The organism is Kitasatospora sp. NBC_01539, assembly GCF_045040525.1.
Lineage (GTDB): Bacteria > Actinomycetota > Actinomycetes > Streptomycetales > Streptomycetaceae > Kitasatospora.
Window position 1 is genome coordinate 712,720 of the sequence record NZ_CP109390.1, and the last position, 23,467, is coordinate 736,186.

The following is a 23,467-nucleotide window of genomic DNA, read 5'->3' on the forward strand; positions in this document are numbered from 1 at the left end:
TTACTCGGAGGGGTGTCCGGATGATGGAGCTCATGCGCTCGTGGGTCGACGGATGGACGGTCTCGCGGCGGGCACCGAAGCCGGTGGACGAGCCGTGGGGGCTGAGCATCCAGGTCGGACTGCCGACCCAGGCGGTCCGTCACGTCCTGCTCGACGCCGATGTCGAGACTGCCCGCGGGCTCGTCGACGCGATCACCGAACCGGCCACCTGGATCAAGGCCTTCCTGGAACCGGACGTCATGGAGCCGTGGTTCTCGCCCGCGTGGGAACCGACCGATCCCGGCTTCCTGATGGCCGTCGACCTGCGCCCGTCCGTCACGCGCGCGCCCGACGGCTACACGGCCACCGCCGAGACCGCCGACGATGTCGTCAGCGTGCGCATCCTGACCGCCGACGGCGCACTCGCCGCGCGCGGCCGGATCGGCCTGACGGGTGCCGCCTGCGTCTTCGACCAGATCGTCACCGAGGAGGCCCACCGGCGCCGCGGCCTCGGGACGGTGGTGATGGGCGCACTCACCGACGCGGCCGTCCGGCACGGCGCCGCCACCGGCATCCTGGGCGCGACCGTCCAGGGCCGGGCGCTCTACGAAACGCTCGGCTGGAAGGTCCACGCGCCGCTGACCGGCTTCGTCCACCGGCCCGCCGCCATCCCCTGAACCGCCACCCCCTGAACCGCAACCCACGGCGCGGCCGCCACGAACGGCCGCCTCCCGGGGCGACGCCGGACGGCACCCCACCCCGTGGAACCGTGGCAGGCCGCCACCCGCACCGCCCGCGGCCGTCCGAACAGGATCCAACAGATTGGTACAGACCATTGACGCCGGTTCGGGACCGTCCCTAGCGTCGGGGCACACGCATGCCGCTGCACGGGGGAGATCCAGCGATGAACCGCACCGTTCTGTCGACCGCCGCATCCGCGGGGGCCGTCCTCCTTCTCGCCGGGTGCGGGTCGTCGGGGGCGCCCTCGGCGGCGCCGGCTCCGACCGCCGCGACCTACGGCTGCCTGACGCCCGGACAGGCGAAGGCCGGCTCGTTCGACCTGCGCACCCAGGACGTCACGGTCGGGGCCTACTTCCGGGACTCCGACGCCGGGAACGCCACGGTCGGCGTGGTCTTCGCGCCGCAGGCCGGCGGGTCGCTCTGCGACTGGTCCCCGCACTACGCCGCGTTCACCGCGGCGGGCTACGCCGTGCTCGGCTACATGGTGAGCGGCGGCGGACCGGCCGACGTCCGCGCCGCGATCGGGCACCTGAAGACCAAGGGCGTCACCAGGGTCGCCCTGGTCGGGGCCTCGAAGGGCGCCAGCGCCTCGCTGGAGGTCGCGGCCGGGCCCGCCACCAGCCCGCTGCCGGTCGCCGCCGTGGTGTCGCTCAGCTCGCCGCTGGGACACCCGGGCGAGTCGAACGCCGAACACGCGGTGGCCGCCTCCACGGTGCCGACCCTCTTCGCGGTGGAGGCCCGGGACGGCCGGTACCCCGAGTTCACGCAGCAGTTGCACACGGCCGCCGTCGCCCGGGTGAAGGAGCTGAAGGTCTACCCCGGCGCGAACCACGGGGCGGCCGTGCTGACGGACGGGGCGCTGCCGGACGTGCAGGCGTTCCTCGGCCGGAACGCACCGGCCGCGGGCTGATCCCCCGGCCCGCCGACGCGCACCCCGCCGCCCGTGCCACCGCGACACCGCGACACCCGCATCCGGGCGGAACGGCGGTGGCGCGGCGGTGCGGCGGCGGGGGTCAGCCGGCGCGGCGGGCGCCGGGCTCGTGCGCGTACCAGCGGGCGCCGCCGTTGAAGCGGTAGGAGAAGCCGGAGTCGAAGGAACCGGGCTGGCCGGGGGCGGTGCGGAAGGCGACCAGACCCTCGGTGGCCGCGGTCAGTTCGACCCTGGTGCCGGCCGGGACGGCCCCGGGCAGTGTGCCGGCGACGGCGGCCTGCACGGTGAAGCCCTCGTCGAGGGCGACGACGTACGGCATCGGCTCGCCGCTGCCGCGGCGGGACAGCGGCAGCAGGCGGCGGACGGTGCCGGCACCGGCACTGCGCTCCTCGACGAGGTCGGTGCTGCCGCAGGCGGGGCAGAGCATCCGGACCGGTGCGGCCGCGGAGCGGCACCACTGGCAGCGCAGGAAGTGCAGGGCGGGCCCGCGGTCACCGTCGGCCTGGGCGTCGGCGGACGCGCCGTCGACGGTGACGACGGAACCGTGGGGGACGGCAGTGGCGACGGGGTTCATGGCGGCTCCTCCCGCTCCGGGCCGGGGCGTACGGCGACGGTGCCGCGCCCGGCCGACCTGAGGCCGCCAGCGTATGGCACCGAGTGTCAGCGCGTAAAGGCACTGAGTGCCGATATCTGGCGCCGCCGGCCGGTCAGGCCTCCAGCGCGCTCTCGACGCCCTGGACGACCCGCCACATCGGCGTGCCGCGGCGGGCGACGACGACCACGACCTCCTCCTCCCGCACCGGCGCCTGCGCCGGACCGGGACCGTCGCCGAAGGTCTTCGCGGCGTAGCCGAGCGCGCTGTCGACGGCCTCCTCCACGTCGCCCTCCCCGCCGGAGCGCAGCCAGGTGCGGAGCGCGTGGTTGTGGGCCGCGACGACCGCGGCAGCGATCACGTCCGCCCGCAGCGCGCCGTCGGCGCGCACCGCGAACCGGGCCCGCAGGTGGTCGGCGAGGGCCCGCTCGTAGCGCCACACCACGGAGAGCTCGTACGCCCGGAGGCCGGGCACCTGCCGGGTGAGGCGGTAGCGCTGGACGGAGAAGGCCGGGTTGGCGGCGTACGTGCGGAGCACCAGCCGGGTGGCGTCGCACACCTGCTCCACCGGGTCTCCGGTGTCGTCCGCGTCCTCCAGGTACGCCGTCATCGCGGCGAGCCCGCCCTCGTGGTCGGGGAAGACCACGTCCTCCTTCGACGGGAAGTGCCGGAAGAAGGAGCGCCGACCGACACCGGCGAGCGTGACGATGTCGTCGACGGTGGTCTGCTCGAAGCCCCGCTCGCCGAACAGCCGGAAAGCAGCCGCGACGAGGGCCTCGCGCATCGCCGGACGCTCGGCGGCCGCGGCCTGGCCGCGCCCCCGTTTCTGCAGGTCGCTCATGGCTGGGACGGTAGCACCGCACGCCGCGCCACTCACGCACCGGACGGCACTCCACACACGTCAGGGATGGCACTCCGTGCCGTCGGAGTGCCATCCCTGGCACCCGGACCTCGAAACGCCGGGCGCCCTCGTCATGCCGGGCGCCCTCGTCATGCCGGACACGCCGGTCGGTCCGGGCACTCGGGGGCGTCCGGCGGCCCCACACCCGGACCGGATCCCCCCGTCTCCGACCTCCACACTTCTTCGGACAATCGAATCGATTGTCGAAACAATCGAAATGGTCGTCATTTGTTGCCGAGGCGCATGATCCGACCTACAGTCGTGCCACATCCCGGCCCCGACGTGAGGCACCTCCCATGGACCGAGCACGCCTGCAGCACCTCCTCGCCCGTGAGAGCGCCGAGGCCGAGCGCCGCAACCCCCGGTCGAAGGCGGCCTTCGACCGCGCCGACCACCTCTTCGGGCGTGTGCCGATGACCTGGATGAACAAGGCCGCAGGTGCGTTCCCCCGCTACCTCGCCACCGCGCACGGCGCCCGCATCACCGACATCGACGGCCACGAGTACATCGACTTCTGCCTCGGCGACACCGGCGCCATGGCCGGCCACTCCCCGGAGCCCGTCGCCGCGGCCGTGCACCGGCGTTTCGCCGAACAGGGCGGCGCGACCGCGATGATGCCGACCGAGGACGCCGAGTGGGTCGGCGCCGAACTCACCCGGCGCTTCGGCCTCTCGCACTGGAGCTTCTCGCTCACCGCGACCGACGCCAACCGGTGGGCGATCCGGCTGGCCCGGGCCGTCACCGGACGTTCCAAGATCCTCGTCAACAGCTACAGCTACCACGGCAGTGTCGACGAGTCGCTCATCGTGGTCGGCCCCGACGGGCAGGGCATGTCGCGGCCCGGCAACGTCGGGGCGCCCTGCGACGTCACGCTCACCAGCCGGGTCGCCGAGTTCAACGACCTGGAGCAGTTGGAGCGGGAGCTCGCCCACGGCGACGTGGCGGCCGTGCTGATGGAGCCCGCCCTCACCAACATCGGCATCGTGTTGCCCGAGCCCGGCTACCTCGCAGGGGTCCGCGAGCTCACCCGGCGCCACGGCGTGCTGCTCGTCAACGACGAGACGCACACCTTCTCCGCCGGGCCCGGCGGCTGCACCGCCACCTGGGACCTCCAGCCCGACATCCTGACGATCGGCAAGGCGATCGGCGGCGGCATCCCCGCGGGCGCGTACGGGCTCTCCGCGGAGCTGTCGGACCGGCTGCTCGGCCGCAACGACCTCGACCTCGTCGACATGGGCGGTGTCGGCGGCACGCTGGCCGGCAACGCACTCTCCGTCGCCGCGATGCGGGCCACCCTGGAGCACGTCCTCACCGACGACGCCTTCGCCGGCATGGCGAAGCTCGCCGAGCGCTTCGAGGCCGGCGTGCAGCGGGCCGTCGACGCGCACGGGCTGCCGTGGTCGGTCAGCCGGCTCGGCGCACGCGTCGAGTACCGCTTCGCCTCCCCGGCGCCGCGCACCGGCGGCGCGTCCGCGGCGGCGGCCGACACCGAGCTGGAGGACTACCTGCACCTCCACCTCGCCAACCGGGGCATCCTGCTGACCCCGTTCCACAACATGGCCCTGATGTGCCCGGCGACCACCGAGGAGGACGTCGACGCGCACACCGACGTCTTCTCCGTGGCCCTCGCCCAGCTGGCCGCCTGACGCCGCCCGAGCCCGCCCGGCCCGGCGCCCGGCCCCGAATGCCGCGGCCGGCCCGCGGACGGCCCCCGCCCCGCACCGTCGGCCCCGAGTAGTCTTCGGGGCTGACAGCAGGGCGGGGGCCGTCGGCACGGAGCCGGGGCGGCGGGACCGAGGAGCACACGTGGACGACATCGACCGGGCGATCCTGCGCGAGCTGCAGACCGACGGCCGGATCGCGTACGCCGATCTCGGCCCGAAGGTCGGCCTGTCGGCATCGGCCGCCCGCCAGCGGCTCCAGCGCCTGCTCGACGCCAAGGCCGTCCAGGTCGTCGGGGTGACCGACCCGATGGCGATGGGCGGGCAGGCCATGGCGATGCTCGGCATCGGCGTGGACGGCGACCCGCGCGGTGTCGCCGACGCGCTCGCCCACCACGGCGAGGTCGTCTACTCGGTGCTCACCTCCGGCGGCTTCGACCTCTTCGCCGAGGTCGTCTGCCCCGGGCCGCGCGAACTCCTCGACTTCGTCAACGACGTCGTCCGGCCGATCGAGGGGATCCGGCTGGTCCAGTCGTTCCCGTACTTCGGCATCCACACGCACCGCTTCTTCTGGGAGGTCGGCTGACAGCCCGCCGGGGCCGGCGCGTCCGCCCGCCGGCCGGCCCCGCGGCGCACGGCCCGCGACCCGCGTCCGTCGCGGCCGTCCGGAGCACGGCCACCGTCGGAGGCCCGACGAGCGCCCGGTGCCCGACGTCCGACGGGCGGGCGGCAACCTTCGGGCGGGCGGCGGCGACCAGCACGTGTCAGTCCTCACCGAAGGAGACGTCACGTGCCCGCCCCTGCCTCCGCCCGGCCGTCAGGCCCGCGCCCCGCACCCGGCTCACGCGCGGCCGTGCCCCCGCACGCCCCGGGCCGGTGCGAGGCCCCGGCCCCGCCGGTCCGTGCAGCCCTTCGCCCGCGGTCCGCGGGCTGATGGCCGCGGACGTGCTGCCGGCGTCCGGCCGGGTCCGGGGCCGGAGGGCGGCCGGATTCCACGGCGCCGCCGCGACGGGCACGCACCCGGCTCCGCGTGATGCGGCGGTCCGCGCGGTTGGTACGCTGCCGCCTTCCCATCGGGATGAGAACGCTAACATCGGATCGAGAGGGCTCGCCCCGTACATGATCGTCGACGAGGCGTCCGCGGAGTTCCACGACTTCTTCGAACGCCACCACGCCGAACTCGCGCGCTTCGCCCACCTCGTGACGGGCGAGGCGGACGCCGCCGACGACCTTGCGGCGGACGCGATGGTCGCGCTCTGGCACCGGTGGGACCGCGTGCGCGGCGCCGACCATCCGGTGGCGTACGCCCGCGGGGTGGTCGCCAACATGGCGCGCAGCCGGATCCGCAGCCGGGTCAGGGAGCGCCGCCGGGTGCTGCTGTTCTGGTCCGAGCGGTCGGAACGGACGGACGGGCCCGACGTGGCCGCGGTGGTGGACGTCCAGTCGGCGCTGGCGCGGCTGCCGTTCCGCAAGCGTGCCTGCGTCGTGCTGCGGCACGCCTTCGACCTGTCGGAGAAGGAGACGGCGCTCGCCCTGGGCGTCTCGGTCGGCACGGTCAAGAGTCAGACCTCCAAGGGCATGGCCGAACTGCAACGGCTGCTCGGCAGCCGCGCCGCCGGTGAACTGGCGGGGAGGAAGCGGTGATGGACGATCTGCACGGCCGACTGCGGGAAGCCGCGGAGGCCCACCGCCCGGACCGGGAGCGGATGCTCGCCCGGGTCGAGCGCGGCATGGAACGCCCCGCCGACCGGCGGGCGGGCCGCCACCGGGAGCGCACCCGCCTGCTGGGATGGCCGAAGGTGGTGCTCGCCGCGGTGGCGGCGGCCGGCGCGATGGCGGCGGGCGGCCTGGCCGTGGCCGCGATCGCGCAGCGCCCGGACCCGAAGCCGGTGCCGACGATGACGGCGAGTCCCTCGGTGTCGGCCGCCCCGAGCCCGTCGGCGGCCGTGGTGCCGCCGTCCCCGGGGCCGAGCGCGTCGCCGACCCGGAGCCCGTCCGCCCGGCCGTCGGTGAGCGCGTCGCCCACCCACCGCCCGGCCGCCCGGCCGGCCGGGAGCCACACCGAGGACGGCCCGTTGTGGGCCGACGGCTCCGTCGACCCGCACAGCACCGACGCGTGGGCGCAGAGCAACGTCACGCTCAGGACGCGCGACCCGCTGACCGCGCTGACCCTGGAACTGCACGTGGCGAGGACCCCCGGGGCGAAGGACGCGGGGCACTGGCAGACCCTGCCGACCGCCGACTTCACGACGACCGTGCGGGTCGAGGACGGCGACCTGGTCTACCGCTGGACGCTCAGGGCCGGACGGACGGTCCCCGCCGGGGAGCACGTCTTCGCCGGGCAGTACGACCACGCGACCGGCGGCCGCGACGCGGAGGACGACTGGTACCGCGCGGACACCGGCGGGGCGGCGGGCACCGCCTCGGTGTGGGGGGACTTCGCGCGCACCGACTGAGCGGCGGCCCGGACGGGAGCAGCGACGGCCCCGACGTGAGCGGTGGTGGGCCGCGGCGGGCCGGGTGGTTGGTGCACCCGCCCGCGCCACCCCCGCAGGTGTCCGACGGCACGCCCCAGGTTTATGCACCCAGTTGCAAAGAAGGCCCGGGACGGTCTACAAAGGGCTGGTCACGAGCGACCGAGGAGACCCCGGATGACCGCGTACCCCCACCTGCTGCGCCCGCTGGACCTCGGCTTCACCACGCTGCCGAACCGGGTGATCATGGGCTCGATGCACGTCGGCCTGGAGGAGGCCCCCGACGGCTTCGAGCGGATGGCGGAGTTCTACGCCGAACGCGCCCGCGGCGGCGTCGGCCTGATCGTCACCGGCGGCATCGCCCCCAACGAGGAGGGCCGCCCCTGGGAGGGCGGGTCGATGCTCACCACCGAGGAGGAGGCCGCCCGGCACCGGCCGGTCACCGACGCCGTGCACGCCGCCGGCGGTCGCATCGCGATGCAGATCCTGCACTTCGGCCGGTACGCGTACCACGCCGGGCTCGTCGCACCGAGCCCGCTGCAGGCACCCATCAGCCCCTTCGTGCCGAACGAGCTGACCGACGAGCAGGTCGAGCGCACCGTCGAGGACTTCGTGCGCTGTGCGGCGCTCGCCCGCAGCGCGGGCTACGACGGCGTCGAGATCATGGGCTCGGAGGGCTACCTGATCAACGAGTTCGTCGCCGCGCCGACCAACCGCCGCACCGACCGCTGGGGCGGCACGTACGAGAACCGCATGCGCTTCCCCGTCGAGATCGTCCGCCGGGTGCGGGAGCGGGTCGGGCCCGACTTCGTGCTGATCTACCGGCTCTCCATGCTCGACCTCGTCCCCGGCGGGTCCACCCTGCCGGAGGTCGTACGGCTCGCGCAGGCCGTCGAGGAGGCCGGCGCCACCATCATCAACACCGGCATCGGCTGGCACGAGGCGCGGATCCCCACCATCGCCACCTCGGTGCCGCGGGGCGCCTACACCTGGGTCACGAAGAAGCTGATGGGCTCGGTGGGCATCCCGCTGGTGACCAGCAACCGCATCAACACCCCCGAGCTCGCCGAGCAGCTGCTCGCGGACGGCCACGCCGACCTCGTCTCGATGGCCCGCCCGCTGCTCGCGGATCCGGCCTTCGTCGCCAAGGCCGCGGCGGGCACGCCGGAGGCCGTCAACACCTGCATCGGCTGCAACCAGGCGTGCCTCGACCACACCTTCAGCCTCAGGATCACCTCCTGCCTGGTCAACCCGCGCGCCTGCCACGAGACGGAGCTGGTGCTCGCCCCGACCCGGCTGCGCAAGCGGATCGGCGTCGTCGGCGCCGGCCCCGCGGGCCTGGCCTTCGCGGTGTCGGCGGCCGAGCGCGGCCACGCCGTCACGCTGTACGACGCGGCCGACACGATCGGCGGCCAGCTGAACGTCGCCCGGCGCATCCCCGGCAAGCAGGAGTTCGACGAGACGATCCGGTACTACCGCCACCAGTTGGAGGCGCACGGCGTCGACGTCCGCCTCTCCACCACGGTCACCGCCGACGACCTGGCCGACGCCGGGCACGACGAGATCGTCGTCGCCACCGGCGTCACCCCGCGCGTGCCCGACATCCCGGGCATCGACCACCCCAGCGTCGTCGGCTACCTGGACGTGCTGCGCGACGAGGTGCCCGTCGGCCGCCGGGTCGCCGTGATCGGGGCGGGCGGCATCGGCTTCGACGTCGCCGAGTACCTCACCGACCCGGGCACCGGACCGGACCGCGACCCCGCGGTGTTCTTCGCCCAGTGGGGCGTCGACACCGCCCACACCACGCCGGGCGGTCTCACCGCGCCCGTCCGGACGCCGGCGCCGCGCACCGTGCACCTGCTGCAGCGCAAGGCCGGCAAGGTCGGCGCCGGCCTCGGCAAGACGACCGGCTGGATCCACCGCACCGAGCTGAAGCACCGCGGCGTCACCATGACCGCGGGCGCGGCCTACGACCTCGTCGACGACGCCGGCCTGCACCTCACCCTCGACGGCGAGAAGCAGGTGCTGCCGGTCGACACCGTCGTGCTCTGCACCGGCCAGGAGCCCCGCCGCGACCTGTACGACGCGCTCCGCGCGCGCGGCCTCGCGCCGCACCTGATCGGCGGCGCCGACGTCGCGGCCGAGCTCGACGCCAAGCGCGCCATCGACCAGGGCACCCGCCTGGCCGCCGCGATCTGACCGCCCGGTGCCGGCGGACCCGGCGGTGGCGCGCGCGGCGCCGCCCGGTCGCGGCCGTCGGTTGATCCGGTCGGGTGGTGGCGGACCACCCTGAAGCGTCGAGGCCCGGCCGCGGCCCGGACGCTTGCTACCGTCACCATTCCTGCACATGTCCGCGCACACCGGCTGCCGTACCGGGCTGCACCGCTCCTGGGAAGGGAGTCAGGCATGACCGAGCCGTCCGGGGAGGCGCGTCCGCCGCGTACGTGGGACCGGCGGGGGTTCCTCCGGTCGGCCACGCTGGCCACCGCCGCGCCGATCCTCACCACCGCGGCCGGGCTGGCGGCCGCCGCTCCGCTCCCCCCGGCCGCGGCGGCCGCCGGCCCGCCCGGCGCGGTCGCCCGGCTGATGGCGGTGGCCGACCAGGGGCGCGACCTGACGTGGCTCAGGTCGGCGCTGCAGATCGCCGTGGAACTCGAACTCGCCACCATCCCGCCCTACCTGTGCGCCTGGTGGTCCGTCAGGGACCGGACGAGCGAGGCGGCCACCCTCATCGCCGACATCGTGCACGACGAGATGTTCCACATGGGCCTGGCGTGCAACATGCTCGCGGCCGTCGGCGGCACGCCCCGCATCTACGACGCCGTTCCCGCCTACCCGTCCGGGCTGCCGGGCGGTGTCCGCGAAGGCCTCACGGTGTACCTCGGCGGGCTGACCCGCCCGTACGTGCAGGACGTGCTCATGGGGATCGAGACCCCCGAGTCACCGCTCGTCCGCGCGGGTGCCGCGCCCACCATCGGCGCCTTCTACACCGCCCTGCTGGAGGTGTTCCAGGGCCTCGCCCCCGTGCTCTCCCCGGACCGCCAGCTCGGCACCCGGATCGGCTCGAACACGCTGCGCCCGGTGCTCGGCCCGGCCGACGTCGAGGAGGCGATCGACACCATCAAGGAGCAGGGCGAGGGCAGTTCGGTCTCCCCCGAACCGCCGCACGGCGGTCACGGGGCGCCGTCGCACTACTACGCGTTCGGCGAGATCTTCCACGGCGCCCGCATCCGGGAGGCGGGCGGCCGCTTCGAGTACACCGGGGACGTGCTGCCCTTCCCGGAGGCCCGTCCGATGGGCACGGTGCCCGCCGGCGGCTGGCCCGACCCCTCCCCCGAGGTCCGGCGGCTGCTCGGCCGGTTCGACGCCACCTTCTCCCGGGCGCTCCGGGCGCTGCAGTCGGCCTGGACGCGCGGCAGCGCCCGCGCCCTGTCGGCGGCCGTCGAGGAGATGCGCGCACTGGAGGGGCCGGCCGTCCGCCTGATGGAGATCCCGCTGCCCGACGGCAGCGGCCTCACCTACGGGCCGCAGTTCCGCCCGATCACCTGAGGGCGGGGCGGGCGCCGACCTCCAGGTCGAGCAGCCACCGCTTGCGGTCGAGCCCGCCGGCGTAGCCGGTCAGCGAGCCGTCCGCGCCGATCACCCGGTGGCAGGGACGCACGACGAGCAGCGGGTTGGCGCCGATCGCCGCACCCAGGGCCCGGACCGCCGCCCGCGGGATGCCCGCCCGCTCGGCGAGCCCGCCGTAGGTGGTGGTCGTGCCGTACGGGAGGGCGTCCAGCGCCTGCCACACCCGGCGCTGGAAGTCGGTGCCCGTGGCGGTGTGCTCCAGGTCGAAGGAGTCCGCCGAGCCGGAGAAGTACGCGCGGAGCTGCCGGGCGATGCCGTCGAACCGCTCCGGCGCGTGCCGCCAGCCGTCACGCACCAGGGCCGCGTTGCGCTGCCCGGTCATGGACACCGAGGCGAGTGCGATGCCGCCCGGCGCGGTGGCGGACTCCTCGCCCACCAGCAGGAGGTCGCCCAGCGGGCTGTCCACGGCGGTGTACACGGTCACGGTCTTCTCCTCGGTCCTTCGCCCACGTCGTTCACCCGCCAGTCTCCCCTGCCCGCGCCGGCGGCTCCGGCGGGAATCGGACACCGCGCTGCCGCCCCGCCGGGCCGCCCGCCCCCGGCGCGATCAGGTCGGCGACCGCCGCGACCGGCGGCCACGACCACTGGCCGGTCCGCGCCAGCAGCAGGCTGCGGCGGGTGCCCGCGAGCGGGTCGACCGGGCGGAAGGCGACGTCCGTCCGGTCGCGTTCGATCCCGGACTCCGCCAGGAGCGCGACGCCGAGACCCGCCCCGACCAAGCTGTTGACCAGGTGCAGGCTGTCCATGCGGTGCACGATCCGCGGGGTGAACCCGGCGACGGCACAGACCCGGTGCACGAGCTCGTCGTCGTCGCTGCCGCGGGAGTTGGCGATCCAGCCGACGTCCGCGAAGCCGCGCAGGTCGGCGAGGGCCGCCGGCCGACCCGAGTCCGGCGAGCCCGCCGGCACCGCGAGGTAGAGCGGCTGCTCCGCGAAGAGCCGGGCGTCCAGTTCCTCGGGCACGGCCCGCGGCACCAGGCTGTACTCGTAGACCACGCCCAGGTCGACGGCCCCGGCCCGCAGCAGCTCGACGGTGTGCTCGGGCTCGTGCTCGTGGAGTTCGAGGGAGACCCGCGGGTGCAGCGTGCGGAGCCGGGCCAGCGCCGGCAGCACGACCGGCTCGACGGCGGTGAAGAAGCTCGCGAGGCGCACCCGCCCGACCGGTTCGGTGCCCCCGCGCAGCTCGGCCCGCACCGCCTCCACCGAGGCGAGGACCCCGACGGCGTGCTCGGCGAGCCGCTCGCCCGCGGGCGTCAGCCGCACCCGGCGGCCGACCGGGCGCAGCAGCCGCACGCCCATCTCCTGCTCCAGCACGGCGAGGTGCTTGGAGACGGCGGAGGTGCCGTAGCCGGTGCTCGCGGCGACGGCGGCCATCGTGCCGAGCCGGTGGAGTTCGGTGAGCAGGCGGAGCCGCCCGAGGTCGGGCAGCCGGGACGGCCCGTCGCCGGTCGCCGGGTCGGGCAGGCGGGACGGCCCGTCCGCGGTCATCGGGTCGGTCTGTCGGTGGTCATCCCGGGATCATCCACCATCGGTGGACGGTCGGTCCACCGATGGCCCGTGGACGGAAACGGGTGCGGGCCGGTCCAATGGCCGGGTGACCTCCACCGCCGCACCGGCCCCGGCCGCCCCTCCCGTCCTTCCCGTCCCTGCGCCACCGTCCTTGCCGACGTCCACGCCGACCGGCGTGCCCGCGCCCGGTCGGCGCCGGGTGCCCGGGGCGGTGCTGCTGCTCGTCTCCATGGCGGTGCTGCACACCGGCAGTGCGCTCGCCACCGAGCTGTTCCGGTCGCTCGGCCCGGCGGGCACGACCTGGCTGCGGCTGACGTTCGCCGCCGCGGTCCTGCTCGCGTTCACCGGGCGCTCGCTGGGCCGTACGCTGCGGGCCGCATCCCGGCGGGACGTGCTGGCCACGGTGCTGCTGGGCGCGGTGAGCGCGGGCATGATGCTGCTCTTCTCGGAGGCCGCGGCGCGACTGCCGCTCGGCACCGCGACCGCGCTGGAGTTCCTCGGGCCGCTGGCCGTGGCCGTGGCGGCGTCGAAACGGCGGGCGGAACTCGGCTGGCTCGCTCTGGCGGCGGGCGGGGTGCTGCTCCTCACCTCGCCGTGGACGGGCACCGCGGGCCTGGCGGGCGTGCTGTTCGGGCTCGGCGCCGGCGCCTGCTGGGCGCTGTACGTGCTCGGCACGGCGCACGTGGGCAGCAGGTTCTCCGCCGCGCACGGACTGGCGATGTCGCTGACGGTGGCCACGCTGGTCGCGGCGCCGTTCGGCGTGCCGGGGGTCGTCGGCCACCTCACGTGGGGTGCGGTGGCCGCGGTGGCGGGGATCGCGGTGCTGATGCCGCTGGTGCCGTTCCTGCTGGAGATGCGGGCGCTGCAGCGGCTGGGCGCGACGGCGTACGGCACCCTGGCCGGCCTCGAACCGGCGGTGAGCCTGCTGGCGGGCGTGGTGCTGGTCGCGCAGACCCCGACAGTGGTGCAGGTGGCCGGGACGGCCCTGGTGGTGGCCGCGGGCATCGGCGCGGCCCGCCGGGAGGACGGGGGCTGAGTCGGCGCCCTCGACGGGCCGGGACGCACAGCCAAACTGTACAGCCAAACTGGACAGATGCGGCTGAAGAGATCTACGGTGGGCGGCATGAACGGCATCGACCACGGCAGCGGAAGGACCCCCCCGACCGAGGCGGCGGCGGGCGACGGACGGAGCGCCGACGGACGGAGCCCGGCGGCACGGCCGTGACCGGACTCGCCACCGCCGGCCCCGGCCGGCGCACCCGCGCCGCGGGCTTCGACCGGCGGCTGCTCGCACCGATGATGCTCGGCTCGGTGCTCAACCCGATCAACTCCTCGATGCTCGCCGTCGCCCTCGTCCCCATCGGCCACGCCTTCGGCGCACCGCCCTCGCAGACCGCCTGGCTCGTCACCGGCCTCTACCTCGCGACCGCCGTCGGCCAGCCCGTCATCGGCCGGCTCGTCGACGCGTACGGCCCGCGCCCGCTCTACCTCACCGGCACCGCCCTGGTCGGCGTCGCCGGACTCACCGGCGTGCTGGCCCCGAACCTGTGGGTGCTGGTGCTCTCCCGGGTGCTGCTGGGCTTCGGCACCTCCGCCGCCTACCCGGCCTCCATGCACCTGCTGCGCAGCGAGTCCGACCGCACCGGCGCCGACAGCCCCGCCGGGGTGCTCGCCGCACTCTCGATCGCCAACCAGGTCGTCGCCGTCGTCGGCCCCACCCTCGGCGGGCTGCTGATCGGCGCAGGCGGCTGGCACCTGATCTTCGCGATCAACGTGCCGCTCTCCGCGGCCTGCCTCGTACTCGGCGCCCGCCGACTGCCCCGGCGGGCCACCCGGACGGTCCGCCCCGACAGCACCGACAGCCACGGCGGGTCCGGCGGCGTCGACGTCACCGGCATGCTGCTCTTCGCCGCCGCCCTCACCGCCCTCATGGTGTTCCTGATGGAGCCGCAGGCCGCCCACCGGCCGCTGCTCCTGGTCGGCGCCGCGGCCGGCACCGGCTTCACCGCCCGCGAGCTCCGCACCGCCCGCCCGTTCGTCGACCTGCGGGTGCTGAGCGGCAACCCACCACTGCTCGCGACGTACGGCCGCCAGTTCCTCGCCTACACCACCTCGTACGCCTTCCTCTACGGCTACACCCAGTGGCTGGAGGAGGGCAGGTCGCTCGGTGCCTCCACCGCCGGGCTCGTCCTGCTGCCCATGTCGGCGGGCGCGATCGCCGTCACCGCGGCCACCGGCCGCCGGGCCGGCGTCCGCGGCAAGCTCCTCGTGGGCGGGCTCGCGCAGCTCGCCGCGTGCGGTCTGCTCCTGCTGCTCGGCCCGGGCAGCCCGGTCTGGCTGCTCGTGGCACTCGGCGCGCTCGTCGGCATCCCGCAGGGCCTCAACGGCCTCGCCAACCAGAACGCCCTCTACGCCCAGGCCGACCCGGCCCGGATGGGCTCCTCCGCCGGCCTGCTCCGCACCTTCATGTACCTCGGCGCGCTCGGCGCCTCCGCGGCCACCGCCGCGTTCTACGGGCAGGGCGCCGACACCGGCGGCCTGCACCACCTCGCCGTGCTGCTGCTCGGGGTCTCCGCGCTCTTCCTCGCGACCACCCTCGCGGACCGCTCGCTCGGCCGCGTCGGCAGCCTCGGCCGCCGGACCGGCTGAGCCGCCCCGCGCCCGTCCGCGGCTCCCCCGTCCCGCCCGTTCCCATCCTGCCCGTTACCGTCCCCCCGCCCGGCCGGTGCCGCGCCGGACGCCGGGCCCGACAGCACCGGCACCGGCACCGGAGCGGGGATGCCGAGCGGGTGTGTCAGGTGCCCGCCCCCGGCCGGTGCCACAGCCCGCGCCGGGCGAGCAACGGCAGCACGCCCTCCCCGACCCGGTACGCCTCCTCCAGGTGCGGGACACCGGAGAGCACGAACTCGTCGACGCCCAGGCGGTGGTACTCCTCGATCCGGTCGGCGACCTCCGTGTGGCTGCCGACCAGGGCCGTGCCCGCGCCACCGCGGACGAGGCCGATGCCGGCCCACAGGTTCGGGTACACCTCCAGCCTGTCGGTGGCCCCGCCGTGCAGCTCCCGCATCCGGCGCTGGCCCTCCGACTCGCTCTCCGCGAGGGCGCGCTGGGTCGTGCGGATGCGCTCCGGGTCCATCCCGGCGAGCAGCCGGGCCGCCTCCCCCCAGGCCTCCTCGGAGGTGTCGCGGGTGATGGTGTGCAGCCGGATCCCGAAGCGCGGGGTGCGGCCGTGCCGGGCGGCGAGGGTGCGGATCCGCTCGATCTTCTCCGCGACCTGCGGCGGCGGCTCGCCCCAGGTGAGGTAGACGTCGGCGTGGCGGGCCGCGACCTGTTCGGCCGCGGGCGACGACCCGCCGAAGTACACCTCCGGCACCGGGTCGGGCAGCCGGTTGAGCCGGGCCCCCTCGACCCGCAGGTGCGGGCCGTGGTGGTCGACGGTCTCCCCGCGCCAGAGGCGTCCGACGATGTCGAGGAACTCGCCCGTCCGGGCGTACCGGCCGTCCTTGTCGAGGAAGTCGCCGTACGCCCGCTGCTCGGCCGACTCGCCGCCGGTGACGACGTTGAGCAGCAGCCGTCCCCGGGACTGCTGCTGGTAGCTCGTCGCCATCTGCGCGGCCAGGGTCGGGCTGATCAGGCCGGGCCGGAACGCCACCAGGTAGCGGAGGCGTTCGGTCTGCTGCGTGAGCATCGCGGTGGTCAGCCAGGCGTCCTCGCACCAGGGACCGGTCGGGGTCAGCGCACCGGAGAACCCCGACTGCTCGGCGGCGCGCGCGATCTGGCCCAGGTAGGCGATGCTCGGCTGCCGGTCGGAACCGGCCTCGCCCGGGGTGGAGCCGTGGCCGCCGCCCACCACGTGGCGGCTGTCGCCCGTGGTGGGCAGGAACCAGTGGAAGGTCGCCGTCACCGTGCGGCCCGGCCTGCCGCCCCGGCGACGAACCCGCCGAAGGCGCCGTCGTGGTGGAGCAGCGGCGAGCCGCCGTCCGCGTCGGCGTCGAGCACCTCGCCGACGACCAGCAGGTGGTCGCCGACCTGCTGGAGGAGCACCGGCCGGGCGGTCAGCCGGGCGGCGACGCCGTCGAGGAGCGGGGTGCCGTGCGGGCCTGTCCGCCAGCCGGTGCCCGCGAAGCGGTCGATCCCGCTGGTGGCGAACCGCTGGGCCAGCGCCTCCTGTTCGCGGCTCAGCACGTGCACGGTGAACGCCTCCGCGGCACGGACGGCCGGGGCCGCCGAGGCGGTGCCGGCGAGGTAGAAGGAGACCAGGGCCGGTTCCAGGCTGACCGAGGTGAAGGAGGTCGCGGTGAATCCGGCCGGGCCTGGCACGGTGATGACGGTGACCCCGGCCGCGTGCCGGCGCAGGGTGCGGCGCAGCAGGTCGGCGCGCTCGGTGTCCTCCACCGGGCGTGCGCTGACGGGGCGTTCGTCGACGGCGGTCATGAGGTGGTTCCTTCCCAGGAGGAGGACGCGGTGAGCAGGTGGGGCAGCGTGGTGCGGTCGGCGCGGAGCCGTTCGAGCCACTGGACGATCTGTGCGGCGACGCTGCGGTGCGCGGCGTCGTTGAGCACGTCGTGCAACCCGTCGGTGACGAGCACGAGTTCGGCGCGCTTCAGGCGGGCGGCGAGTCGGCGGGCGGCCGCCGGCGGGGCGACCGGGTCGGCCAGGCCGTGCAGCACGAGGACCGGCAGGTCGGGGGTGGCGGCCTCGGCGGCGGCGGCGAGTTCGGCCGGTACGGGCACGCCGAGCCGGCCGGGGCGGAAGTCGGGGTCGGCGGCGAGCAGTCCGCGGTGCACCGGGCAGGCCGTCCGCGCGGTCAACTCGTCGTGCCAGACGGGACGTTCCTCGGCCGCACCGCCGGCGGGCAGGGTGGCCGGGGCTCCGACGAGCAGGACGCCGTCGGGGCGGGCGGCGCCCGCGGACGCCGCCAGGGCGAGCAGCGCCCCGGTGTCGGAGCCCGCGAGCACCACCGGGGCGCCGGCCTCGCGGGCGGTGTCGACCTGCTCGGCGAGGCGCGTGGCGTCGGCGAGCGCGCCGACGTCGGCGAACGCCTGCACGCGGTAGCCGTCGTACGCCAGGCGTCGGCCGAACCGGCCGTACACGCCCGGGTGTTCGCCGCGTCCGGGGAGCAGCAGCACGGTGCCGCGCACGACGACGCCCTCGGCGGGGTGCCAGGTGTCGGCGGACCGCAGGGCGGGGGCGGCGGTCACCGGGCACCGCCCGCGAGCGCGGCGGGACGTGCGGCGGCGGCGTCGCGGCGGGCGACCTCCTGCCGGACCAGCGGCAGCAGCTCGCGGCCGTAGTCGAGGGCGTCCTCCAGCGGGTCGTAGCCGCGGATGAGCAGGGTGGTGACGCCGAGGTCGACGTAGTCGAGCAGGGCCTGCGCCACGGTCTCCGGGGTGCCGACCAGGGCGGTGGAGTTGCCGGCCGCGCCGGTCGCGGCGGCGGGCGCCGTCCAGAGGGCGCGGTCGTGGAGGTCGCCCTTGGCCGCGGCGGCGAGCAGCCGCTGCGAGCCGACGTTCTGCGGTGCGGCGCCGGGACCGGTGGGGAGGATCGCGCGGCGCCCGCCGAAGGCGTCGGCCCGGCCGCGGATGGTTTCGAGGATGCGGTGCGCGCGCTCCCACGCCTCGTCCTCGGTGCGGCCGAGGATCGGGCGGAAGGAGACGCTGAAGCCCGGCGGGGTGGTGCGGCCCGCGGCCTCGGCGGCGGCCCGCACGCGGCCGATCTGCTCGGCGGTCTCGGCGAGCGGCTCGCCCCACAGCGCGAACGTGTCGGCGTGCTTGCCGCCGACGCGGTAGGCGGCCTCGGAGGAGCCGCCGAAGAAGAGCGGGATGCGCGGCTGCTGGAACGGCCGCACCTCGGAGCGGAAGTCGGCGAAGCGGTAGTAGGGGCCCTCGTGGTCGAAGGGCTTCTCCTCCGTCCACGCGCGGGTCAGCACGGTGAGGTAGTCGTCGGTGCGGGCGTACCGCTCGTCCTTGGTGAGGTAGTCGCCGTCGCGGCGCTGCTCGGCGTCGTGGCCGCCGGTGATGATGTGCACGGCCACCCGGCCGGCGGAGAACTGGTCGAGGGTGGCGAAGGTGCGGGCGGCGACGGTCGGGGAGATGAAGCCCGGCCGGTGCGCGATGAGCAGGCCGAGGCGCTCGGTGTGCGCGGCGGCGTAGGCGGCGACCTGGTTGGGGTCGGGGCTCGCGGAGGAGTGGGCGACGAGGATGCGGTCGAAGCCGGCCTCCTCGTGGGCCTGCGCGAAGCGGCGGGTGTAGTCGGCGTCGACGACGGGTCCGTGGGCCGCGCGGGTCTCGGAGACGTCGTGGGTGGAGATCATGCCGATGAATTCGACGGGCACGGGTCAGCCTCTTTCGTGGGAAGGGGTGGCGGCGGCGAGGGCCGCTCGGCCGAGGGCGAGCAGGACGATGTCGTCCTGCGGGGTGTGCACGCGGCTGCAGAGCACGTCGCGCAGGTGGCGCTGGAGCGGGTGGTGGTGGGTGAGTCCGTGGTTGCCGACCAGGGCGACGGCCTGCTGCACGGCGTCGATCGCGGCCCGGGTGCCGAGCAGCTTGGCGCCGGCCGACTCCTCCGCCGCCCCGGGCTCGTCGGCGTCGACGGCGGCGGCGAGGGCGCCGACGAGGCGTTCGGCCCCGGAGAGGGCGATGTCGATCTCGCCGACGGCGCTCTGGAAGCGCGGCAGGGTGGCGAGCGGGGCGCCGAGCGCGGTGGGGATGCGCTCGTGCAGGAAGCCGGTGAGCCAGTGCTGGGCGGCGCGGGCGACGCCCAGGTAGAGGGCGGTGAGGCCGAGGGAGTTCCAGGCGCCGCCGGTCGCGTCGCGCCCGCCGTCCGCGCCGGGTACGGCGAGGTGCGTGGTGCGGTCCAGCGGCACGGGTACGGCGTCGAGGAGCACGTCGTCGCTGCGGCTGGCGCGCAGGCCGAGGTGGTCCCAGGTGGGCAGCACGGTGAGGCCGGGGCTGTCGGAGCGGACGAGGAACGAGCCGACGCGCGGCTCGGGTTCGTCGGTGCGCGCCCAGACGAGCATCCAGCGCAGCGCGACGGCGCCGGTGGAGAAGATTTTGCGGCCGGTCAGCTCCCAGTGGTCGCCGCGCCGGTGGGCGACGGTGGCGGGCAGGCCGCCGCGGACGGGCGTGCCGAGTTCCGGTTCCACCCGCAGCGCGTTGACCAGCACCGGCCGTTCGGCCGACTCGTGGAGCAGGTCGGTGAGCGCCGACGGGGGCCAGTGCGGGGCGCGGGCCTCGGCGGCGTGCGTGAAGAGGGTCATCGCGGTGACCAGCGCCACCGCCGGATCGCCCTCGCCCAGGGCGCGCAGGATGCGGGCGGTGTCGGCGAGGCCGCGGCCGGGGCCGCCGTGGCGCCGGGCCACGGTGGCGGTCAGCAGCCCTGCCCCGTGGACGAGTTCGACGCCCTCGTACGGGAAGGTGGCGTGCCGGTCGTGGTCGGCGGCGCGGGCGGCGAGCGCCGCGGTGAGCTCGGGCAGCCGGTCGAGGTCGGGCGGGGCGAGTGCGGGCGGGGGTGGTGCGAGGGCGTTCACGGGGTGTTCTCCAGGACGGGCGGCGGCGGTCGGTGCGGCAGCAGTACGGGCGCGTGGCGGACGGTGACGGGTGGCGGTTCGCCGTCGGCCCAGCGTTCGATCTCGACGAGCGCGTGCTGGCCGGTGCAGCCCTGCGAGAGGCGTGAGCTGGGCTCGTCCGCGGTCAGCACGTTGGGGTTGCCGTGCGCGCAGAGCGGCGGTTCGGTGCCGGGCACGGGGTCGAACCAGGCGCCGGTGGGCAGCCGGACGACGCCGGGGCGCAGCCGGTCGGTGAGCCGGGCGCCGGCGAGGCAGGCGCCGCGGTCGTTGAAGACGCGGACGAGGTCGCCGTCGGCGATCGACCGGGCGGCGGCGTCGGCCGGGTGCAGTTCGACGGCCTCCCGGTCGGCCACCTTGTCGGCCAGGCTCGGTGCGCCGACGTCGAGTTGGCTGTGCAGCCGGGTGGCGGGCTGGTTGGCGACGAGCAGCAGCGGGTGGCGTTCGGCGGCGCGGGTGCCGAGCCGTTCGGGCGGGTCGAGCCAGGTGGGGTGGCCGGGGCAGTCGGGCAGGCCGAGGGCCGCGACGGTGGCGGAGTGGAGCTCGATCCGGCCGCTGGGAGTGGCGAGCGGGTGGCCGGCCGGGTCGGCCCGGAACGCCTCGAACAACGTGCGCTCCTGGGCCTGTTCGGGCAGCTGCCACTCCCCCGCGGCCCAGAGCTCGGCGAACGGCGGCGGGTCGCCCGCGCCTTCGGCGCGCAGGCTGTCGGCCCATCCGCCGTAGAGGTGTTCGAGCCATTCGCGCGGGCTGCGGCCCTCGGTGAACTCCTCGGCGAAGCCGAGGCGTTCGGCGAGGCCGGCGAGCACGGCGTGGTCGTCGCGGGCCTCGCCGAACGGGGCCACGGCGCGGTGCATGGCGATCAGGTGGGTGTCGCGGCGGCCGCCGCCGAGGTCCTCGCGTTCGAGGGCGGTGGTGACGGGCAGCACGATGTCGGCGTGGCGGGCGGTGGCCGTCCAGTGCGGCTCGTGCACGACGACGGTGTCGGGGCGGGCGAAGGCGCGGCGCAGCCGTCCGAGGTCCTGGTGGTGGTGGAAGGGGTTGCCGCCGGCCCAGTGGACGAGCCTGATGTCGGGGTAGGTGCGGCGGGTGCCGTCGTAGTCGTACGTCTCGCCGGGGTGCAGCAGCAGGTCGGCGATGCGTGCGCAGGGGATGAACTCGTCGACGGGGTTGGGGCCCTGGGGCAGGAAGGGCAGGCGCAGCGCGGGGCCGGTGTCGCCGACGTCGCCCATGGAGCCGTAGCCGTGGCCGAAGCCTCCGCCGGGCAGGCCGATCTGGCCGAGGGCGGCGGCGAGGGCGATGGCGGCCCAGACGGGCTGTTCGCCGTACCGGGCCCGCTGGAGCGACCAGGTGACGGTGACCAGGGTGCGGGTGGCGGCCATCCGGCGGGCGAGGGTGCGGATGCGGTCGGCGTCGAGTCCGCAGATCGGGGCGGCCCAGTCGGCGCTCTTGGGGGTGCCGTCGGTGCTGCCGTCGAGGTAGGCGGCGAGGGTGTCCCAGCCGGTGGTGCAGCGGTCGAGGAAGGCGCGGTCGTGCAGGCCCTCGGTGAGCAGGGTGTGGGTGAGGGCGAGCATGAGGGCGGTGTCGGTGCCGGGGGCGACGGGGTGCCAGTCGGTGGCGGGGCCGTCGGGCAGGTCGTCGCGGAGAGGGCTGACGAGTGCCACCTCCACCCCGGCGGCGGCGAGTTCGGCGAGGTGGCCGGGGGTGCCGTGGCGGGTGACCCCGCCCGGCGTGACGTGCACGTTCTTGGCGGGGATGCCGCCGAAGGCGACGATGAGCCGGGTGTGCCGGGTGATGACCGGCCAGGAGGTGGAGGCGCGGAGCACCGTCTCGGCGTCGCCGACGACGTGCGGCAGCAGCACGAGCGAGGTGCCGAGGCTGTAGGAGTTGCGGGAGCCCGTGTAGCCGCCGAACTGCGCCAGGAACCGATGCAGTTGGCTCTGCGCGTGGTGGAACCGCCCGGCGCTGGCCCAGCCGTAGGAGCCGCCGAAGACGGCCTGCGGGCCGTGTTCGGCGCGGACGCGGGCGAGTTCGGCGGCGACCAGGTCGAGTGCGGTGTCCCAGTCGACCTCGACGAAGGGCTCGTCGCCGCGCCGCGCGGACGGCCCGGGCCCGTGCTCCAGCCAGCCGGCCCGGACGGCCGGGCGGGCGACCCGGGTCGGGTGGCGGAGCGACCCGGGCACGCCGGCGAGCAGTGGCGACGGCGAGGGGTCGGCGGGGTGGGGCTCGACCGTGAGCGCGCCGCCGGGCCGGGTGCGGACCCGGAAGGCGCCCCAGTGCGAGGTCGTGGGCGTGGTCACGGCCGGCCGGCCCCGACCAGCGCGTCCGTGTCCGCGCTCTGCTCGCGCACCAGGCGGACGAGCGCCCCGTAGTCGCGGGCGTCCTCCAGCGGGCTGAAGCCGCGGATCAGCAGGGTGGAGACGCCGAGCGCGGTGTAGTCGAGCAGCGACTCGGCGACCTGCTCGTAACTGCCGACGAGTGCCGTGGAGTTGCCTGCGGCGCCGGTGGCCTTGGCGATGGCCGTCCAGAGCCGCTTGTCGTGCACCTCCGCCTGGTCGGCGTAGTCCAGCAGCCGCTGCGAGCCCTGCTGGGCGGAGTGGTCGAGGTTGAACTGCTTCCGGAGGTCGCCGACCCGCTCCCGGGTGAGCCGCAGGATCTCGGCGGCCCGCTGCCAGGCCTCGGCCTCGGTGGCGGCGGGGATCGGCCGCAGGCTCACGCTGAAACGCGGGTCGCGGCCGTGGGGTGCGGCGGCGGTGCGCACCTGCCGGATACGGTCGGCGATGCCGGCGAGCGGCTCGCCCCAGAAGGCGTACACGTCGGCGTGCCGGCCGCCGACCCGGACGGCGTCGTCGGAGGCGCCGCCGAAGTAGACGGGGATCGGCTCCGCCGGGCGGACGCCGGAGAGGGCGCCGCGCACGGTGTAGAACTCGCCCTCGTGGTCGAAGGGTTCGGCGGACTCCCAGGTGCGGCGGACGATCTGCAGGAACTCGTCCGTACGCCGGTAGCGGGTGGGCTTGTCGGTGAGGTCGCCGTCGCGGGCCTGGTCGGCGTCGTCGCCGCCGGTGATCACGTGCAGGGCGACGCGGCCGGGGTGGAAGGCGTCGAGGGTGGCGAACTTGCGGGCCGCCAGCGTCGGGGCGACGAAGCCGGGGCGGTGCGCGAGCAGCACGCCCAGCCGCTCGGTGTGCGTGAGCACCTGGTCGGCGACGGTGAAGCCGTCCGGGCTGGCGGAGGTGTGCGCCACCAGCACCCGGTCGAAGCCGGCCTCCTCGTGGGCGGTGGCGAGCGCCTTCAGGTAGCCGGGCTGGATGACGGCGCCGCTCGGCGCTCCGGACTCGCTCTGCGTGGAGACGGCGTCGGCCGCGCCGGAGGCGTTGCCCGTCTCGCTGACGGGCTGGGTGGCGGTGATGCCGATGAACTCGACGGACACGGGGGCGCTCCTGGGATCGGTGCAGCTGAGCGGGGAGGGGTTCGGGGCGGCGGCGCGGA

Annotated in this window: 21 protein-coding genes; 10 read left to right on the forward strand and 11 right to left on the reverse strand. The window is 75.6% G+C overall.

Going from position 1 to position 23,467, the window contains the following annotated elements; all coding sequences use genetic code 11:
- Window positions 1-20: 20 nt before the first annotated feature.
- Together OG335_RS03090 and OG335_RS03095 are read left to right on the forward strand one after the other, a co-directional pair.
- Window positions 21-656 (forward strand): GNAT family N-acetyltransferase, encoded by a 636-nt coding sequence (locus tag OG335_RS03090; protein ID WP_405009407.1) that lies wholly within the window; start codon window positions 21-23, stop codon window positions 654-656.
- 227 nt (window positions 657-883) lie between these two features.
- Window positions 884-1,630 (forward strand): alpha/beta hydrolase family protein, encoded by a 747-nt coding sequence (locus tag OG335_RS03095; RefSeq protein WP_405009408.1) that lies wholly within the window; start codon window positions 884-886, stop codon window positions 1,628-1,630.
- 103 nt (window positions 1,631-1,733) lie between these two features.
- Here the strand turns inward: OG335_RS03095 and OG335_RS03100 are convergent, their stop codons facing one another.
- On the reverse strand, window positions 1,734-2,225 hold the full coding sequence (locus OG335_RS03100; protein ID WP_405009409.1) for a Zn-ribbon domain-containing OB-fold protein: 492 nt from the start codon (window positions 2,223-2,225) through the stop codon (window positions 1,734-1,736).
- A 133-nt stretch (window positions 2,226-2,358) separates the two neighbouring features.
- Window positions 2,359-3,084, reverse strand: coding sequence for a TetR family transcriptional regulator (locus tag OG335_RS03105; protein WP_405009410.1), 726 nt, complete (start codon window positions 3,082-3,084; stop codon window positions 2,359-2,361).
- Between the two features lie 356 nt (window positions 3,085-3,440).
- Between OG335_RS03105 and OG335_RS03110 the strand changes: the two genes are divergently transcribed.
- The 6 genes from OG335_RS03110 to OG335_RS03135 all read left to right on the forward strand — a co-directional run bounded on the left by OG335_RS03110 (window position 3,441) and on the right by OG335_RS03135 (window position 10,828).
- Window positions 3,441-4,790, forward strand: a complete 1,350-nt coding sequence (locus tag OG335_RS03110; protein ID WP_405009411.1) for a transaminase — start codon at window positions 3,441-3,443, stop codon at window positions 4,788-4,790.
- A 160-nt stretch (window positions 4,791-4,950) separates the two neighbouring features.
- The gene (locus tag OG335_RS03115) at window positions 4,951-5,391 is read left to right on the forward strand and encodes an Lrp/AsnC family transcriptional regulator (protein ID WP_405009412.1); all 441 of its coding nucleotides are present in this window, start codon (window positions 4,951-4,953) and stop codon (window positions 5,389-5,391) included.
- Between the two features lie 533 nt (window positions 5,392-5,924).
- Window positions 5,925-6,449, forward strand: coding sequence for a SigE family RNA polymerase sigma factor (locus OG335_RS03120; protein ID WP_405009413.1), 525 nt, complete (start codon window positions 5,925-5,927; stop codon window positions 6,447-6,449).
- Complete coding sequence (locus OG335_RS03125) at window positions 6,449-7,261, forward strand: hypothetical protein (RefSeq protein WP_405009414.1); 813 nt, start codon at window positions 6,449-6,451, stop codon at window positions 7,259-7,261. The genes OG335_RS03120 and OG335_RS03125 overlap by 1 nt, the downstream gene beginning before the upstream one ends.
- A gap of 195 nt (window positions 7,262-7,456) precedes the next feature.
- Window positions 7,457-9,478: an FAD-dependent oxidoreductase gene (locus OG335_RS03130; RefSeq protein ID WP_405009415.1), complete on the forward strand. Its 2,022-nt coding sequence runs from the start codon at window positions 7,457-7,459 to the stop codon at window positions 9,476-9,478.
- A gap of 207 nt (window positions 9,479-9,685) precedes the next feature.
- Window positions 9,686-10,828 (forward strand): ferritin-like protein, encoded by a 1,143-nt coding sequence (locus OG335_RS03135; RefSeq protein ID WP_405009416.1) that lies wholly within the window; start codon window positions 9,686-9,688, stop codon window positions 10,826-10,828.
- Here the strand turns inward: OG335_RS03135 and OG335_RS03140 are convergent.
- Both OG335_RS03140 and OG335_RS03145 read right to left on the reverse strand, forming a co-directional pair.
- The gene (locus OG335_RS03140) at window positions 10,821-11,333 is read right to left on the reverse strand and encodes a methylated-DNA--[protein]-cysteine S-methyltransferase (protein ID WP_405009417.1); all 513 of its coding nucleotides are present in this window, start codon (window positions 11,331-11,333) and stop codon (window positions 10,821-10,823) included. The two genes, OG335_RS03135 and OG335_RS03140, sit on opposite strands and share 8 nt — an antisense overlap.
- 31 nt (window positions 11,334-11,364) lie before the next feature.
- Entirely contained in the window at window positions 11,365-12,396 is a 1,032-nt protein-coding gene (locus OG335_RS03145; protein WP_405009418.1) for a LysR family transcriptional regulator, read from the reverse strand.
- A 196-nt stretch (window positions 12,397-12,592) separates the two neighbouring features.
- Between OG335_RS03145 and OG335_RS03150 the strand changes: the two genes are divergently transcribed.
- Both OG335_RS03150 and OG335_RS03155 read left to right on the forward strand, forming a co-directional pair.
- Window positions 12,593-13,453 carry an EamA family transporter gene (locus tag OG335_RS03150; protein ID WP_405009419.1) on the forward strand — a complete coding sequence of 287 codons (861 nt, stop codon included), beginning with the start codon at window positions 12,593-12,595 and terminating at the stop codon, window positions 13,451-13,453.
- Between the two features lie 260 nt (window positions 13,454-13,713).
- Entirely contained in the window at window positions 13,714-15,066 is a 1,353-nt protein-coding gene (locus tag OG335_RS03155) for an MFS transporter (protein ID WP_405015294.1), read from the forward strand.
- A gap of 145 nt (window positions 15,067-15,211) precedes the next feature.
- Here the strand turns inward: OG335_RS03155 and OG335_RS03160 are convergent, their stop codons facing one another.
- From OG335_RS03160 to OG335_RS03190, 7 genes are read right to left on the reverse strand one after another with little or no spacing between them, the layout of a single operon-like run.
- Entirely contained in the window at window positions 15,212-16,321 is a 1,110-nt protein-coding gene (locus OG335_RS03160) for an LLM class flavin-dependent oxidoreductase (RefSeq protein ID WP_405009420.1), read from the reverse strand.
- A complete protein-coding gene (locus OG335_RS03165) occupies window positions 16,318-16,851 on the reverse strand; it encodes a flavin reductase family protein (RefSeq protein ID WP_405009421.1) in 534 nt (177 codons plus the stop codon). Before OG335_RS03165 ends, OG335_RS03160 begins: the two co-directional genes overlap by 4 nt.
- Window positions 16,848-17,618, reverse strand: coding sequence for a serine aminopeptidase domain-containing protein (locus tag OG335_RS03170; RefSeq protein ID WP_405009422.1), 771 nt, complete (start codon window positions 17,616-17,618; stop codon window positions 16,848-16,850). Before OG335_RS03170 ends, OG335_RS03165 begins: the two co-directional genes overlap by 4 nt.
- Window positions 17,615-18,751: an LLM class flavin-dependent oxidoreductase gene (locus tag OG335_RS03175; protein ID WP_405009423.1), complete on the reverse strand. Its 1,137-nt coding sequence runs from the start codon at window positions 18,749-18,751 to the stop codon at window positions 17,615-17,617. The genes OG335_RS03170 and OG335_RS03175 overlap by 4 nt, the downstream gene beginning before the upstream one ends.
- A 3-nt stretch (window positions 18,752-18,754) precedes the next feature.
- The gene (locus tag OG335_RS03180) at window positions 18,755-19,945 is read right to left on the reverse strand and encodes an acyl-CoA dehydrogenase family protein (protein ID WP_405009424.1); all 1,191 of its coding nucleotides are present in this window, start codon (window positions 19,943-19,945) and stop codon (window positions 18,755-18,757) included.
- Window positions 19,942-22,278 carry a molybdopterin-dependent oxidoreductase gene (locus tag OG335_RS03185; protein ID WP_405009425.1) on the reverse strand — a complete coding sequence of 779 codons (2,337 nt, stop codon included), beginning with the start codon at window positions 22,276-22,278 and terminating at the stop codon, window positions 19,942-19,944. The genes OG335_RS03180 and OG335_RS03185 overlap by 4 nt, the downstream gene beginning before the upstream one ends.
- The gene (locus OG335_RS03190; protein WP_405009426.1) at window positions 22,275-23,408 is read right to left on the reverse strand and encodes an LLM class flavin-dependent oxidoreductase; all 1,134 of its coding nucleotides are present in this window, start codon (window positions 23,406-23,408) and stop codon (window positions 22,275-22,277) included. Before OG335_RS03190 ends, OG335_RS03185 begins: the two co-directional genes overlap by 4 nt.
- Between the last annotated feature and the right edge of the window lie 59 nt (window positions 23,409-23,467).